This window comes from Mesorhizobium sp. Root554, from assembly GCF_001427025.1.
GTDB lineage: Bacteria > Pseudomonadota > Alphaproteobacteria > Rhizobiales > Rhizobiaceae > Mesorhizobium.
Map to the genome: position 1 here is coordinate 374,736 of NZ_LMGA01000001.1, position 14,839 is coordinate 389,574.

16 protein-coding genes are annotated in these 14,839 nt (G+C 61.9%); 9 read left to right on the forward strand and 7 right to left on the reverse strand.

The features are described 5' to 3' along the window. Positions 1-92: 92 nt before the first annotated feature. Positions 93-1,628 carry a helicase HerA-like C-terminal domain-containing protein gene (locus ASD44_RS01750; RefSeq protein ID WP_056107970.1) on the forward strand — a complete coding sequence of 512 codons (1,536 nt, stop codon included), beginning with the start codon at positions 93-95 and terminating at the stop codon, positions 1,626-1,628. A 15-nt stretch (positions 1,629-1,643) separates the two neighbouring features. Here ASD44_RS01750 and ASD44_RS01755 read toward each other — a convergent pair whose 3' ends face one another. Both ASD44_RS01755 and ASD44_RS01760 read right to left on the reverse strand, forming a co-directional pair. Next, positions 1,644-2,447: a L,D-transpeptidase gene (locus ASD44_RS01755; RefSeq protein WP_056107973.1), complete on the reverse strand. Its 804-nt coding sequence runs from the start codon at positions 2,445-2,447 to the stop codon at positions 1,644-1,646. 155 nt (positions 2,448-2,602) lie between these two features. After that, a complete protein-coding gene (locus ASD44_RS01760) occupies positions 2,603-3,262 on the reverse strand; it encodes a haloacid dehalogenase type II (RefSeq protein WP_056107976.1) in 660 nt (219 codons plus the stop codon). Positions 3,263-3,481: 219 nt separating this feature from the next. On the opposite strand from ASD44_RS01760, the gene ASD44_RS01765 reads away from it, so the two are divergent. The 3 genes from ASD44_RS01765 to ASD44_RS01775 all read left to right on the forward strand — a co-directional run bounded on the left by ASD44_RS01765 (position 3,482) and on the right by ASD44_RS01775 (position 5,632). After that, positions 3,482-4,084, forward strand: a complete 603-nt coding sequence (locus ASD44_RS01765) for a superoxide dismutase (protein ID WP_056107979.1) — start codon at positions 3,482-3,484, stop codon at positions 4,082-4,084. 150 nt (positions 4,085-4,234) lie between these two features. After that, on the forward strand, positions 4,235-4,672 hold the full coding sequence (locus tag ASD44_RS01770) for a cytochrome c (protein WP_056107982.1): 438 nt from the start codon (positions 4,235-4,237) through the stop codon (positions 4,670-4,672). A gap of 12 nt (positions 4,673-4,684) precedes the next feature. Continuing rightward, positions 4,685-5,632: a cytochrome c gene (locus ASD44_RS01775; RefSeq protein ID WP_056107984.1), complete on the forward strand. Its 948-nt coding sequence runs from the start codon at positions 4,685-4,687 to the stop codon at positions 5,630-5,632. Between the two features lie 9 nt (positions 5,633-5,641). Here ASD44_RS01775 and ASD44_RS01780 read toward each other — a convergent pair whose 3' ends face one another. Next, positions 5,642-6,031, reverse strand: a complete 390-nt coding sequence (locus tag ASD44_RS01780) for an SET domain-containing protein-lysine N-methyltransferase (protein ID WP_056107987.1) — start codon at positions 6,029-6,031, stop codon at positions 5,642-5,644. A gap of 61 nt (positions 6,032-6,092) precedes the next feature. Beyond that, entirely contained in the window at positions 6,093-8,210 is a 2,118-nt protein-coding gene (locus tag ASD44_RS01785; RefSeq protein WP_056107991.1) for a S9 family peptidase, read from the reverse strand. A 476-nt stretch (positions 8,211-8,686) separates the two neighbouring features. On the opposite strand from ASD44_RS01785, the gene ASD44_RS01790 reads away from it, so the two are divergent. Then, positions 8,687-9,115: a MucR family transcriptional regulator gene (locus ASD44_RS01790; protein ID WP_056107995.1), complete on the forward strand. Its 429-nt coding sequence runs from the start codon at positions 8,687-8,689 to the stop codon at positions 9,113-9,115. 60 nt (positions 9,116-9,175) lie between these two features. Here ASD44_RS01790 and ASD44_RS01795 read toward each other — a convergent pair whose 3' ends face one another. Then, positions 9,176-9,487 (reverse strand): hypothetical protein, encoded by a 312-nt coding sequence (locus tag ASD44_RS01795; RefSeq protein ID WP_056107999.1) that lies wholly within the window; start codon positions 9,485-9,487, stop codon positions 9,176-9,178. Between the two features lie 221 nt (positions 9,488-9,708). On the opposite strand from ASD44_RS01795, the gene ASD44_RS01800 reads away from it, so the two are divergent. After that, complete coding sequence (locus ASD44_RS01800; RefSeq protein ID WP_082542364.1) at positions 9,709-10,113, forward strand: helix-turn-helix domain-containing protein; 405 nt, start codon at positions 9,709-9,711, stop codon at positions 10,111-10,113. 2 nt (positions 10,114-10,115) lie between these two features. Then, positions 10,116-10,922 (forward strand): DUF6456 domain-containing protein, encoded by an 807-nt coding sequence (locus tag ASD44_RS01805; protein WP_244478705.1) that lies wholly within the window; start codon positions 10,116-10,118, stop codon positions 10,920-10,922. A gap of 6 nt (positions 10,923-10,928) precedes the next feature. On the opposite strand, the gene ASD44_RS01810 is transcribed toward ASD44_RS01805, so the two are convergent. Beyond that, positions 10,929-11,357, reverse strand: coding sequence for a SufE family protein (locus ASD44_RS01810; protein ID WP_056108007.1), 429 nt, complete (start codon positions 11,355-11,357; stop codon positions 10,929-10,931). A gap of 123 nt (positions 11,358-11,480) precedes the next feature. After that, a complete protein-coding gene (locus ASD44_RS01815) occupies positions 11,481-11,834 on the reverse strand; it encodes a DUF5330 domain-containing protein (protein WP_056108010.1) in 354 nt (117 codons plus the stop codon). Between the two features lie 482 nt (positions 11,835-12,316). On the opposite strand from ASD44_RS01815, the gene ASD44_RS01820 reads away from it, so the two are divergent. Both ASD44_RS01820 and ASD44_RS01825 read left to right on the forward strand, forming a co-directional pair. Further along, positions 12,317-14,077: a HAMP domain-containing sensor histidine kinase gene (locus tag ASD44_RS01820; protein ID WP_244478706.1), complete on the forward strand. Its 1,761-nt coding sequence runs from the start codon at positions 12,317-12,319 to the stop codon at positions 14,075-14,077. Continuing rightward, the gene (locus tag ASD44_RS01825; protein ID WP_056108019.1) at positions 14,052-14,816 is read left to right on the forward strand and encodes a peptidoglycan-binding protein; all 765 of its coding nucleotides are present in this window, start codon (positions 14,052-14,054) and stop codon (positions 14,814-14,816) included. Before ASD44_RS01820 ends, ASD44_RS01825 begins: the two co-directional genes overlap by 26 nt. Positions 14,817-14,839: the final 23 nt, after the last annotated feature.

Here is a 14,839-nt window from a genome sequence, read left to right on the forward strand (position 1 = left end):
CTTGTATCTTTGATTTTCAGGGCGGCGTCACTATACCTGCCATAGGGCTCTGGCGGTGCGGAGCCACAGGAAAGCGTTGCGGAGACCATAGAATGGCTGAAGACACGGGCATCTTCCTTGGCGCCAGCCGCAAGCCGGACGACAGCTACCAACGGCCCGAGGAACTGCTGCTGCGCTACGGAAACCGCCACGGTCTCGTCACCGGCGCGACAGGCACGGGCAAGACCGTGACGCTGCAGATCCTGGCTGAGGGGTTCTCGAATGCTGGCGTGCCGGTGTTCTGCGCCGACATCAAGGGTGATCTTTCAGGCATTGCGGTGATGGGAACCGCGCAGGATTTCCTCGCCAAGCGGGCCGAGCAGATCAAGCTCGATCCCTATGAGTTCCAGGAGTTTCCTGTCATCTTCTGGGACCTGTTCGGCGAGCAGGGGCACCCGATCCGCGCGACCGTTTCCGAAATGGGGCCGCTGCTTCTGTCGCGGCTGATGAACCTGACGGAAGCGCAGGAAGGCGTCATGAACATCGCCTTCCGCATCGCCGACGAGGATGGCCTCCTTCTTCTCGACATGAAGGATCTTCAATCGCTGCTGGCGAATCTCGCCCAGCGCGCCGATGAAATCGCCGCCCGCTACGGCAATGTCAGCAAGCTCTCCATCGGCGCCATCCAGCGCTCGCTTCTCATCCTTGAACAGCAGGGTGGCAAGAACTTCTTCGGCGAGCCGGCGCTCAAGATCGCCGATCTGATGCGCACGACCCGCGACGGGCGTGGCGCGATCAGCGTTCTGGCCGCCGACAAGCTGATGATGAACCCGCGTCTCTACGCAACCTTCCTTCTGTGGCTGATGTCCGAATTGTTCGAGGAATTGCCCGAGGTCGGCGACCCGGACAAGCCGCGGCTGGTATTCTTCTTCGACGAGGCGCATCTCCTGTTCAACGAGGCACCCAAGGCGCTGGTCGACCGGGTCGAGCAGGTGGTGCGGCTCATCCGCTCCAAGGGCGTCGGCGTCTATTTCGTCACCCAGAACCCGCTCGACGTGCCGGAGACCGTGCTGGCCCAGCTCGGCAACCGCATCCAGCATGCCCTGCGCGCCTATACGCCGCGCGAGCAGAAGGCGGTGCGGGTGGCGGCGGAGACATTCCGGCCAAACCCGGATTTCGATTGCGCCACCGTCATCACCCAGCTCGGCACCGGCGAGGCGCTGGTCTCTACTCTGGAAAATAAAGGCATACCTTCGATGGTGCAGCGGACACTGATTCGTCCGCCGTCCTCGCGGCTGGGTCCGATCACACCCGACGAACGGCGCAAGATCATCCTCGAAAGCCCCGTCGCCGGACAATATGACGAGACGGTTGATCGCGAATCGGCTTTCGAGATGCTGCAGAAAAAGGCCACCGAGGCCCAGGATGCCGAACAGCAGGCGCAGGAGAGCGGGAAATCCCGCTGGACGCTGCCGGGGTTCGACGGCGATGACGCGCCGGCCGGCACGACCCAGCGCCGGGCGCCGCGCGCCTCGAACCGCCAGACTGTGGCGGAAGCGGCGATCAAATCCGTCGTCCGCTCGGTGGGCTCATCGGTGGGCCGCGCCATCGTGCGCGGCATTTTGGGAAGTCTCTCGCGCGGGCGTTAACCCGCGCCGCAGATGCTACCAGAGGCGGCCGAGCAGTTCGGCTTCCTCCGGAACGCCGGCGTCCATCGGGATCGCCCGGCGATAGGACGAGCCACCGGCAACAGCCTGGTCCAGATTGCTCGTGACGATCACGGGAGCCTTGCCGGGGACGCGGTCGTAGAGATCGATGATGTCCTGGTTCATCAGCCGCACGCAGCCTGAGGAGACCGACCGGCCGATGGAGTTCCATTCTGGCGAGCCGTGCAGGCGATAGAGCGTGTCTTCGTTGTTCTGGAACAGATAGAGCGCGCGGGCGCCGAGCGGGTTGGTCAGGCCGCCCGGCATGCCGCCGTTGTCGACGCTGTATTTCTGCAGCTCGGGCTGGCGCGCGATCATCTCGGCCGGCGGCGTCCACTTCGGCCATTTCTGCTTCCACTGCACATTGGCGTTGCCGGCCCATTCGAAACCGGCGCGGCCAAGACCGACGCCGTAGCGGATCGCCTGCCCGCCGGGCTGGACCAGATAGAGGAAGTGGCCGGTCGTATCGACGATGATGGTCCCCGGCTTCTCGCCGGTCGGGTCGGCAACGACCTGGCGCAGGAACTGCGGATCGATCTTGTCGATGGGTATTGCCGGGATTTCAAAGCCTTCGTCGATCATCGGCCCGTACATGGTCGCGTAGTCGGGCAAGGCCGGCCCGGCGGGAGCGACGGGTTCCATCGGCGGCGGTTCCCGGCCTACGGTCGAGCAGGCCGCCGCGGCGACGGATACTGCACCCAGCGCCGCCGTATTGAGGAAGCGGCGACGGGTGATCGTTTGAGACGACGAATTCTTCAACATTCTTCTTCTTTTCAATTTGTGTCCGGGCAGGCGCGTTCTTCAACGCCCGAGGCTATCGATGTGTGGCGATAGGCGACGCCAAATCTGGCGGTAAGGTGAACAAATCACGGTGACATGACGATGGCGGCGACACTGTTGCCATTCGGCAACGGCGTTTACCCGCCCGTCAGCAGTCCTTCGAGCGAGGGCAGGATCAGCTTCGGCGCCAAGTCGGTGTATTCGTCCGGCAGGCCGGCGCGGTTGATCCAGACTGTCCGGAAGCCGGCTTTCGTGGCGCCGGCAATGTCCCAGCGGTTGGACGACTGGAACGAGATCGCGTCCGGGTAAAGCCGCCACGCCGTCGTCACCATGTCGTAGACCGCCGGGTCGGTCTTGAACCGGCGCACCATGTCCACCGAGTAGATGTCGTCGAGGATTTCATCCAATGCGGCGGATTTGACCGCTGCCTCCAGCATTTCGCGCGAGCCGTTCGACAGGATCGCCAGCCGCGCGCCGGATTTCTTCAGCGCCCGCAGCACGGCGGGCACTTCCGGATAGCAGTCCAGCCGCCAATAGGCTTCCAGCAATGTCGCGCGTAACCCGGGGTCGGCGGATGGCACCTTCTTCAGGGCATAGTCGAGCGCCTGCTCGGTGAGCTTCCAGAAGTCGGTATAGGCGCCCATCAGGGTCCTGACCCAGGAATATTCGAGCTGCTTGGCCCGCCATATCTCGGAAAGCAGCTGTCCGTCAGGGCCGATCGCCTCGGCGTGCCGGCGCACGGCGGCATGAACGTCGAAAAGCGTCCCGTAGGCGTCGAACACATAGGCATGATGCATGGCGGTAGTTGTGAAACGCCGGGGCGGAGGGTGCAAGGACTTTGCAACGCATGGTCACCACACGGGCGCGGGATTGCCACCGACCCGGTCCATATCCGGCGGTTATTTCACTACAAATTTTTAAAGAATGGCGGTGCGCGCCGGAGTTGTTTCAATTCTGGCGAGACCTATGTTAGTGCCGTAGCGACGCTTGGTTTTTTGCACAAGGGAGTACGATCCATGGCTTTTGAATTGCCCGCATTGCCGTATGACTACGAGGCGCTTCAGCCTTACATGTCCAAGGAAACGCTGGAATATCACCACGACAAGCACCACAAGGCGTATGTCGATAACGGCAACAAGCTGGCGGCCGAAGCCGGCATGGATGGCCTGTCGGTCGAAGAGGTTGTGAAGCAGTCTTTCGGCAAGAACCCCGGCCTGTTCAACAATGCCGCCCAGCACTACAACCACATTCATTTCTGGAAGTGGATGAAGAAGGGCGGCGGCGGCAACAAACTGCCCGGCGCGCTGCAGAAGGCAGTCGACAGCGATCTTGGCGGCTATGACAAGTTCAAGGCCGATTTCGTCGCCGCCGGCACGACGCAGTTCGGCTCCGGTTGGGCCTGGTTGTCGGTCAAGGACGGCAAGCTGGCGATTTCCAAGACGCCGAACGGCGAGAACCCGCTCGTGCATGGGGCTTCGCCGATCCTCGGTGTCGATGTGTGGGAGCACTCCTATTACATCGATTACCGCAATGCCCGGCCGAAATATCTGGAAGCCTTCGTCGACAGCCTGATCAACTGGGATTACGTGCTGGAGATGTATGAGAAGGCGAAAGCCTGATCGAGCAAAAGCCCCGGCTGGTCCGGGGCTTTTTTTGGCCCGCTCGCGCGCGGTAACGAAAGCGTGAGCGAGGACGGGGAATTGTTACGCGACGCCGAGCGTTGTTCTTCGATACGTTCCCATACGATATATCCCAACACGGAGCCTGGAATGAGAAAGCTAGTTATCGCCATCTCGATGCTCGCCCTAGCCGGAACAGCGGCGTTTGCAGACCCGATCGCGGACAGACAGGCCCTGATGAAGGAACGCGGCAAGATCGTCGCCGGCCTTTCCAAATTCGTGAAGGGCGAGGAAACCTACGACGCCGCCGCCGTCATGACGGCGCTCAAGGCGCTGGAAGCCAATGGCGAAAAGTTCGACGTCGAAGCCCTGTTCCCGGCCGGCAGCGATCAGGGCGACACCGAGGCCAGCCCGAAAATCTGGGAAGACAAGGCCGGCTTCAACGCCGCTGAAGACAAATATGTGCAGGCGGTGAAGGCCGCCGTGCAGGCAGCGCCCGCCGATGCAGACGCGCTCAAGGCCCAGTTCGGCCCGATCGGCGCCAGCTGCGGCGGCTGCCACCAGGCCTACCGCGTCAAGAAGAGCTGACGAGGCCAGCCCTTGCTGAAAAAGCTCGCCGGCGCTCTCATTGTCCTGATCGGCGTCGGCGCCGTTGCGGGCTGGTATCTGTCGGCGCCGGTTCGCCTGGACCCGCAGGCCGTTGCCCAGCTTGGGCCGGGCGACCCGGTCAAAGGCAAGCGGATCTTCTTCGCCGGCGGCTGCACATCCTGTCACGCAAAGCCGAAGGCCGAGGGCGATGCCCGATTCGAGCTTGCTGGCGGCGTGCAGTTGAAGACGCCGTTCGGCACGTTCGTTGCGCCCAACATCTCGCAGGACAAGGCGGACGGCATCGGTTCATGGTCCGCGGAAGACCTGGCCAACGCCATGATGAAGGGCGTGTCGCCGTCGGGAGAGCACTACTATCCGGCGTTCCCGTATGCCTCGTATGCCCGGATGAAGCCGGCCGATATCGCCGATCTATACGCCTTCCTGAAGACCCTGCCTGCCGTCGCCGGCAAGGCGCCCGATCATCAGCTGAGTTTTCCCTTCACTGTCCGCAGAGGTCTCGGCCTGTGGAAGCGGCTTTATCTGGACGATCAGCCGGTGGTCGCGTTCCCCGAAGGCGCTCCGGCTGAAATCCTCGCTGGCCGTTATCTTGTCGAAGGTCCCGGCCATTGCGGCGAATGCCACACGCCGCGCAGCTTCACCGGCGGAACCGACAAGAGCCAATGGCTGGCGGGCGCCAGTGCGGCCGAGGGCGAGGGAATCGTCCCCAACATCACGCAAGGGGAAGGCGGCATCGGCGATTGGTCGCAGAGCGATATCGCCAGCTTCCTCGAGACCGGCTTCACGCCCGATTTCGACTCCACCGGCGGCTCGATGGTCGAGGTGCAGAAGAACATGGCCGAGCTGACGCCGGAGGATCGTAACGCCATCGCCGCCTACCTGAAGGCGATACCGCCGCATCCGAACGGCTATCCGGCGCGCAAGCCCGCGCCGGCCAACTGACCCGGACGTTCACACGTGCCGGTCGCCGAGAAACTCGAAACCGTCCTCGAAGAAGTGATTGTAGTCGCAGCTCAGTTCCTCGCCCGGCGCGATGTCGCGCAACGCATACATTTCCTCCGGGTTTGAGATGTCGCAGTTCGGGTCGTCGGCGTGGTTCATGTAGCGCGCGTCGTCGGCCTCGAAGACGATGAAGTTGCGGTCGCGGCGGTCGGGATAGCAGTAGCGGTCGAGATAATCTTTCACCGGCCCGGTCTCCCGCTCGTACTGCTCGACCGCAATGCGGCGGTCGTAGTCCGGGTGCAGTTTCCAGACCAGCGTTCCCTTGGCGATATGCGTCTTGGCGAAGACCCCGATGCCCTGGACGGGCGATCGGTCGAGATAGACATCCACCAGAAGCATTGTGGTCTCCGGTAACAGAACGATCGGCTTGGCAAGCGCAGACGATGTCGTCCGTCCGCGCTTACGACAATGGCGCCTTGTCTTCGAGGCCCGTGACCTTGAGCGCGAAGGCGTAGGTGAAGGCGACTTCCTCCAGCCGCGAGAAGCGCCCGGAAGCGCCGGCGTGGCCGGAATCCATGTTGATCTTGAACAGCACCGGGTTGCTGCCCGATTTCCGGTCGCGCAACCGGGCGACCCATTTCGCCGGCTCCCAATAGGTCACGCGCGGGTCGGTGAGGCCAGCCACCGCCAGGATGGGCGGATAATCAAGCGCTCCGACATTGTCGTAGGGCGAGTAGGCGGCGATGGTGCGGTAGTCTTTCTCGGACGCGATCGGATTGCCCCATTCCGGCCATTCCGGCGGCGTCAGCGGCAGCGAAGCGTCAAGCATGGTCGAAAGCACGTCGACGAAGGGCACTTCAGCGATCAAGCCGGCGAAGGCGTCCGGCGCCATGTTGGCAACCGCGCCGACCAGCATGCCGCCGGCCGAACCGCCCTGCGCGACGATACGGTCGTGCGCCGTGTAGCCTTCCTTGACGAGATGCTGCGCCACCGCGATGAAATCTTTGAAGGTGTTGGTTTTCTTGTCGCGCTTGCCGTCCTCGTACCAGTGGTAGCCCTTGTCCTTGCCGCCGCGCGTATGGGCGATGGCATAGACGAAGCCGCGGTTGACCAGCGAGAGGCAGGCGGTCGAAAAGCCCGCCGGCATGGCGATGCCGTAGGAGCCATAGCCGTAGAGCAGGCAGGGCGCCGACCCGTCGAGCGGCGTGTCGCGATGATGCAGCAGCGAAACCGGCACCAATTCGCCATCCTGCGCGGGGGCCATGAGCCGGCGGGTGATATAGTGGTCCGGATCGTGGCCGGACGGCACTTCCTGCGTTTTCAGCAAGGTCCGTTCGCGCGTGCGCATATTGTAGTCGAAGAGCTGCGAAGGCGTGGTCATCGACGAATAGGAGAAGCGCATCACCTCCGTGTCGTATTCGTAGGAGCCGGAAAGGCCGAGCGAATACGCCTCCTCGTCGAAGGAGATGACATGCTCGTCGCCGGTTATGCGGTCGCGGACGACAATGCGCGGCAGACCGTCCTTGCGCTCAAGCCGCACCAGATGATCCTGGAAGCCGATGATCGACAGGATCAGCCGGCCAGGCTCGTGCCGCACCAGTTCTTTCCAGTTGGCGCGCCGGGGGTCCTTGGCCGGTGCCGTCATGATCTTGAAATCCTCGGCGCCGTCGGCGTTCGTCAGCACGAAAAAGATGTCGCCGCCCTCCTCGAGATCGTATTGCAGGCCCTCTTCGCGCGGTGAGACGATCACAGGTTCGGCAAGTGGATCGGTGGCGCTCAGCAGCCGATATTCCGACGTTTCATGGTCGCTTATGCTGATCAGGATCCATTCGTTGCTGCGCGTGCCGCCGACGCTCATGAAGAATCCCGGATCGGTTTCCTCGTAAATCAGCCTGTCCTGCCTAGGGTCCGTCCCCAAAGCGTGGAAGAAAACCTTGCAGGGCCGGTGGTTGGGATCGACATAGGTGTAGAGGAAGCCGCCGCTGTCGGCGGCCCACACACCCGAGCCCCCGGTATCAGGGACCAGGTCGGCCGCATCCTGCCCACCCGAAAGATCCCGCACGCGCAGCGTATAGAATTCGGAACCCTTGTCGTCGAAAGACCACAGGAGTTGCTTGTGGTCGGGTGAATGCTCGACGCCGCCGAGACGGAAATAGGAAAGGTCACCCGCCTCGGTGTCGCCGTCGAGAAGGACATGTTCCTCGCCGCCATCGCGGGGCGTACGGAAATAACGCGGCCTCTGGCCGCCCAGCCTGAATGCCGAGCCGTAGGCAAAAGGACCATCCCGCATGGGGACGGAAGAATCGTCCTCCTTGATGCGGCCTTTCATCTCGGCGAACAGCGTCTTTTGCAGATCGGCCGTGTCGGCCATCAGGGCGCGCTGATAGGCATTCTCGGATTCGAGATGGGTACGGATTTCGGGCGCGAGCAGCGAGGGGTCGCGAAACACTTCCTGCCAGTTGTCAGCGCGCATCCACGAATATTCATCGCTACGCGCTATGCCATGGACGGTATGGGTGGTCGCCACTTTTTCAGGCCGCGGCGCCGCCGCGCTCGGAAACACTGCATTTCTGGTCATTGCATCTCGCTATCCGCTGTTGCGCGACGAATGAGCACGCCGATGCCATGCGGTTCAAGGGCGATATGAAAATTGTTGGGGAATTGACGTCGGCGCACTCCGGCTTGCCTCAAAATTTTTCAGCATGGAAGCTTTTATCCGGAAGATGTTTCCGATCGGGTGATTTATTCAGCTTACTCAGCGGCAGGCGAGGCAGATTTTCCACGTAGGGGTGGAGATTTTTGTGCGCGTATCTACTGGCTGCCCGTTCAAAGCTGTCCAAATAGTTATACGATTTGTAGCTATTGGGACGCTACAGCTAGTATCTCGGCAAAGAGAACAAATATATTTGCTGATCGAATTGACATACTTTTTGAACAAGTCCATTAAGAAAATCGTCGAGCGACTCGCAGCTTTATTGCCTGTGAGAATCGCATAACGCCCTTTCAAACAAAAATGGGGCGAAAAGTAGAACTCTCGTTGGGGCCTGAAAGACGATGGATATTTCCGAAACGCCATCAACCAACAGCGACATGCTGATCGAGTTGACCGCTGATGTTGTCGCGGCATACGTCAGCAACAATCCTGTGCCGGTTGGTGAATTGCCAAACCTTATCGCAGACGTTCACGCGGCCCTCGGCCGTGTCGGCGGTGCGCCCGAGCAGGCGCCGGTGGACAAGCAGAAGCCTGCCGTGAACCCGAAGCGCTCGGTCCATGACGAATACATCGTCTGCCTTGAGGACGGCAAGAAGTTCAAGTCGCTGAAGCGGCATCTGATGACCCACTATGGCCTGACGCCGGACCAGTATCGCGAAAAGTGGGGCCTCGATGCGACCTATCCGATGGTCGCGCCGAATTATGCGGCGGCCCGTTCCCAGCTCGCCAAGAAGATGGGCCTCGGCCGCAAGCGCAAGGTCAGCAGATAAGCCCAAACGGCCCTCCCTACGCTTTGAGCGGCGCCTTCGGGCGCCGTTTGTTTTTCCGGCTTACTCCGGTTTGACCGCCTGCCGGGACGCAGGGACGCCGGTAAGATCGCGCAACCGGTCCAAAACCTGTTTCAGTGCGATATGGCGGTTCAAATCGTAGCTCCAGTGGCGACGCATCCCTTTCAGACGCTCGCGTTCGATGACGCGTTCAAGGCGACGCAAGATCCTGATCCTGCTTTCCGCCGGCTCCCGCAGGACAGCCGCCATATCCAATCCGCATGCAAGGCTCATTGCCGCCATCTGGCGGGCGTGATCGATTTCCGCCTGCTTGCGCGCGCGAAACTGCCGTGCGCCCTGTTCGAAACCTTCCATTCCCAAACCCCGCAATACTGCCAATGACCCGACTATCGGGGGCGCCGCGGACGCGGGGAAAGAAACAGCGGAGGTTTGTTCCTCCGGAAATTAAAACCGCAAGCTTTTCATGAACTTGCCTGAGCGGACCCTGGATACTTGTTCTTATTTTGTTCACAAGGCTTCGGTCGCGGCATATAAGGAACTTATTCCTATCAAGGGGGAGAAGTTCCGTGCATTTGATGTCGCAAGCCGCGCCGGAAGAAGCTGAAGGCCCGACACAAGATGTCTCGCAGGCCGGCTGGCAGCCGACAGCCAAGCGCCGTGACGAAATCAGCGTCGAGATCTGCGAATGCCTGATCGATATCGTTGCCGCGTTCTTCGCCGTTTCCAGCAAGGAACTGCGCAAGGCAGGACGGACGGCAGTTCCGGTTTCCCGCGTGCGGCAGATCGCGATGTATGTCGCCCATGTCGTCCTGCAACTGACCCAGGCGGAAGTGGGCAGGGGTTTCGGCCGTGACAGGACGACCGTGCTCCACGCCTGCCAGGTCATCGAGGACATGCGCGACGATCAGGAGTTCGACCGCGTCGTGCAAGTGGTGGAGCGCATCGCCCACGCCGCTTTCCGGAACCGCCTGGATATCTGACCGTGGAAAATCTGGAGGCTTTTCCCGAAGGCGGGCACCGCGTGCTGCGCTTCCTGGCCGCTGGACCGGCTTCGCTGCGGCCGGCCACCGCCACTGGCAAGGTGCTGCTTGAACATGAAACGCGCGGCACCATTGCCGTGGACCGCACCGTGTGGGACGCCATGACGACACAAGGCCTTGTGGCGCCGAACTCGCACACCGCAGCCCTTTCCGCCGAAGGAGCGCGTCTGGCGCAAAGGCTTCTCGCGTCGAGACTGGAAAGATCTTCCAGCCAGCGGGATATCGACACGATTACGGTGGAAACAGAGGCTGGCCCCGGCGTGGTGCTGGCAAACATGGCTGAATCGCCTCTTGGCCAGCTGGCGCGCAGGAAGGGCAGGGACGGTGCGTTGTTTCTGACCCGGCGAGAATTCGACGCCGGCGAACGATTGCGCGCCGACTATACGCGCGGCCAGATCATGCCGCGCCTCGGCGCCAACTGGATCGCCAGCGTGTCGTCCGGAAAACGCGGGTCGGGCGGCGGCATGGTCGATCTGACCGACGCCGCGCTCGCCGCGAGACAGCGTGTCGACAGAGCAATCGCCGCAGTCGGACCGGAACTTGCCGGCGTGCTGATCGACGTCTGCTGCTTTCTGAAGGGATTGGAACTGGTCGAAATGGAACGCGGCTGGCCCGTGCGGTCGGCTAAAATTGTGCTGAAAACGGCTTTGGCGGCGTTGGCCCGGCACTATCAACCGGCAGTGGCTGGAACGCATCGCCGGCAGGCATTGCATTGGGGTGCTGAAGACTACCGCCCAAGCATCGACTGAATCTATTCAGGCAGTGCTTGCAAGGGCGGCCTCGGCGTCGCGCTTGATGCGCTTGACCATCGAGCGAAGGCCGTTGGCGCGCTGCGGCGACAGATGTTCGTCGAGCCCCAGCGTCTTCAACGTTTCCTCGGCGTCTGTGCTCAAGATGGTGCTCGCCTTCTGTCCGGAAAACAGCGCCAGCATGATGGCAACCAGTCCCCGAACGATGTGCGCGTCCGAATCGCCCTCGAATGTCAGAACGGGATCGCGGCCCGATCCGTATTCGGTCGTCAGCCAGACCTGGCTCACGCAACCGGGCACCTTGTTCATCGCGATCCGCTGGGCATCGGGAAACTCGGGCAAGGCCTCACCCAGTTCGATCACATAGCGATAGCGGTCCTCCCACTCTTCCAGCAGGGAGAAGTCGTCGCGGATCGTCTGGATCGTCGTGCCCATGCGCCGGATATAATCACCCGGCCGCGCAAGGTCACGGAAAAAGAAGCACCGCAGCCGGAGGTCGGAGGCTGCGGTGTCGCCTTGGAGGGCGAAAAAGAAGAGGCGTAGACTTGGAAGCGGAAATCAGTTCTTCGGCAGAACGCTGCCGGTCAGATTGACGGTGTCCGGCAGTTCGACCGTTTCGGTCGGTCTGGCTGTGGCGGCCGGGGCAGCAGCGTCGTCGTCCAGCATCTCGGCGGCAATCGCCGCGGTGTGCCTGGCGCGGACGGTGATCGTGTGCATGGCCGATTTGCCGGTTTCGCAGACTTCCGGCTTGCGTTCGCAAATGCCGGCGATGTCGCCGACTGCCTCGCGCGCGGCCATCAACGCCTGCAGGGGACCAACAGCCTCGCGGCCCGTCTCGTCCGTGCCCGTTCCAAGCGGCAGCGCCAGGAGCACCAGCGAAAACCAGAATGCGGCTCTTATCAGCAAGCCCATGAGATCGACCTCTCTCGTGACGGGCCTCGCTCAGTCGGCTTGGCCTCGTTTATTGAGGCTATCATGACATGGCCGGACGAAGGACGACTTTCAAACGAAGCGAAAAATTTCGGCAAATTTTATGCAAATTCGAAAGGTTCCCTTTCCATTTGGTCCTGTCTCGAATCGGGATCGGTTTCTTCAGGTTGGATTAACCATGCAAGTCATTGATTATGATCAGATAAAATCGACAGGTGGAGTCATGTCGATTTTGCGGTCGTCCGCACCTTCGAATGCCCGGCTAACGGCCCGTTTACTATGGCGGCAGATCGGGTGGGATGACGCGCCGATGAGCCCGACATTTGCCGGGGAAAGTCCTTTCCGCGGCCCTGTTTTATCCTTTCCTTAAACGCTGGATGCGAGGGTCGGAGCAACCAAGGATCTGCCAAGCAGACAGGTACGGGTGCGTTGCGTTGAGTTCGTTTGTAAACAGAGTCTCCGATTTGTCCGACGCCATCGCGTCGGGTTGCGAGCGCTTGGTCAATCCGGGCGTCACGGAGGAGTCTCAGCGTCAGAGTCATCGGCGCTTCATCGGTCAGGCGCTTGTCGCTCCCTTTCTTCTGGCGGGCGCCGCGGTGACGCTGGCCACTTCCAGCATCGGCGCCGGCGTCACTGTCGCCGTGATATTTGCCGTTTTCGGTCTCGGCTGGTTCACTGCACTGGCGGCCGCAACCGCTGCGCGGCTTGGCTGGACAAAGCATATTGCCTTGTTCGTCGCCGCCCTGGGTATTGCCGGGCTGGTTGCCTCGGCCGGCGGCCTCGCATCGCCTGTTGCCCTTCTGGTCCTGATCCTGCCGCTGGAGGCCTTTTGGGTCACACCGTCACGGCGCGCCGCAATCGAAGGCGCGGTGGCCGGGTGCGCGGCAATCGTGCTGCAGTTCATCATTGGTACTGTCTTTCCGGCAGGCTCTGCCGTGCCGGCGGCCTGGCATTGGCTGATTCCGCTGGCATGGGCCATCACGTTCCTGCCGCGGGCCAAAGCCTTTTTGACATCGTTCCATGACGGGCAGGAGCACTACCGGGAATTTGTCCTCGAAGACATAATCGATGCGGCAGTCTTCCGCTTCGGGCGTAACGGCGATGTCCTGGACGGAACCGGCAAGACCCGCGACCTGCTCAACGTCGCGCCGGAATTGCTGACCGGCACCGGTCTGTTCGACCGCATCCATGTGGCCGACCGCGTCGCTTATCTCAGCGCTCTGGCCGACATGCGTGAGGGGGCGACCCGGCGCAAGGTTGACCTGCGCATCCGCCTGCCTCGGTCAGAAGCAGGCGAAGGTGGCAACAACCACAGGGATTTCTCACTCGAATTCGCGCAACCGGCTGCGACCGGCGCGACGGTCGGCATCCTGACTACGAATGACGATGTGGTGGAGTTGCGGCGGGCACTGACAGCTGCCGGGGAAACGGCGGCAAGCGCCGATGTCGCCAAGTCGCGCTTTCTGGCCGCCGTCAGCCATGAGTTGCGCACGCCGCTCAACGCCATTCTCGGCTTCTCGGACATGCTGCTGCACGAAATGTTCGGCTCCTTCAAGGACCCGCGACAGAAGGAATATGTCGCCCTCGTCAGGGAGTCGGGCCAGCATCTTCTCGATGTCGTGACGTCCATACTTGATGTCTCGCGCATCGAGTCGGGCGCCTATTCGGTTCAGCCCGAGGCCTTCCGTTTTTCCGATGCGGTCGGCATGTGCCAGTCGATGATGCAATTGCAGGCCGAGAAGAAAGGCATCGCGCTCGACACCCGCCTCGGACCGGATATCGGGGAAATCGCGGCCGACCGCAGGGCGGTGCAGCAGATTCTCATCAATCTGGTTTCCAACGCCGTCAAATTCACGCCCGACTACGGCAATGTGGTCATCGGCGCGAGCCGGGTAGGCTCGCGGCTTCATTTCTGGGTCAGCGACACCGGCATCGGCATCGCCGCCGACGATCTCGCCAAGCTCGGCCAGCCCTTCATGCAGATCCAGAACGACTATACGCGCCGGTTCGAAGGCACCGGTCTCGGCCTTTCCCTGGTGAAGGGGCTGGTCGAACTTCACGATGGGACGATGTCGGTTGAGAGCGCGCCTGGAATGGGCACCAAGGTTTCGGTCAGCCTTCCCGTCGATGGCCCGAAAGAGCGCCTTTCGAAACAGGTGGTGCTGCCAATGACCGCGAAGACTACGAAAGAGGAACGCGATGGCTCGCTCCGCAAAACGGCCTAGCAAGAAGGCTCCCGCCAGACGTCACAGCGCCTTTCAGGACGGCGCGGTGGCCGTGGGCGGCTTCATTTCCAGCAACCCCATCCTGGTCGGCGGCTCGACGGCCTTTCTGGTGACGCTCTTCTACGTGTCGGCCAATGCACTTTGGTATCAGCCATATCCACATTCGGGCGCTTTCTTCGAGACGCGAAGCATCGAGCATTTTCCCGCTCCGGTGATGGAGCCTGAAACGACGATCAACATAGAACGCCCCGCCGTCGCGGCTCCGGCGGTCGGCGATCCGGCGGTGAAGCGGGTCCAGGGCGTGCTGAGGGATTTGGGTTTCTACGGCGGCACGGTCGACGGGTTGACCGGACCCAATACGCGTAGCGCGGTCGAAGCCTATCAGCGCAAGGTCGGCCTGACTGCCACCGGGTCGATCGACGACACGCTGATCGAGCAGCTCGGCGCAACGACGGCCGCCGTTCCGAAGCCCGCCGCGCGGTCCGACTCTGCCGCGAGCCTGGTGTTGAAAGCTTCGGTCGAAACCGAAACCCAGCCGCCGAGCACGAATGACAGGATCGTCAGGATCCAGGCCGGCCTCAAGGCGTTCGGCAACAACGACATCAAGCTCGACGGTGTCGTCGGCGGGCAGACCAAGGCGGCGATCCGCGAATTCCAGTCGCTGTTCGGCCTGCCGGAAACCGGCGAACCGGACGAGGTGGTCTACACCAAGATGCGCGAAATCGGCCTGACAAACTGATCGCATCGCGAACAGTAGCAATT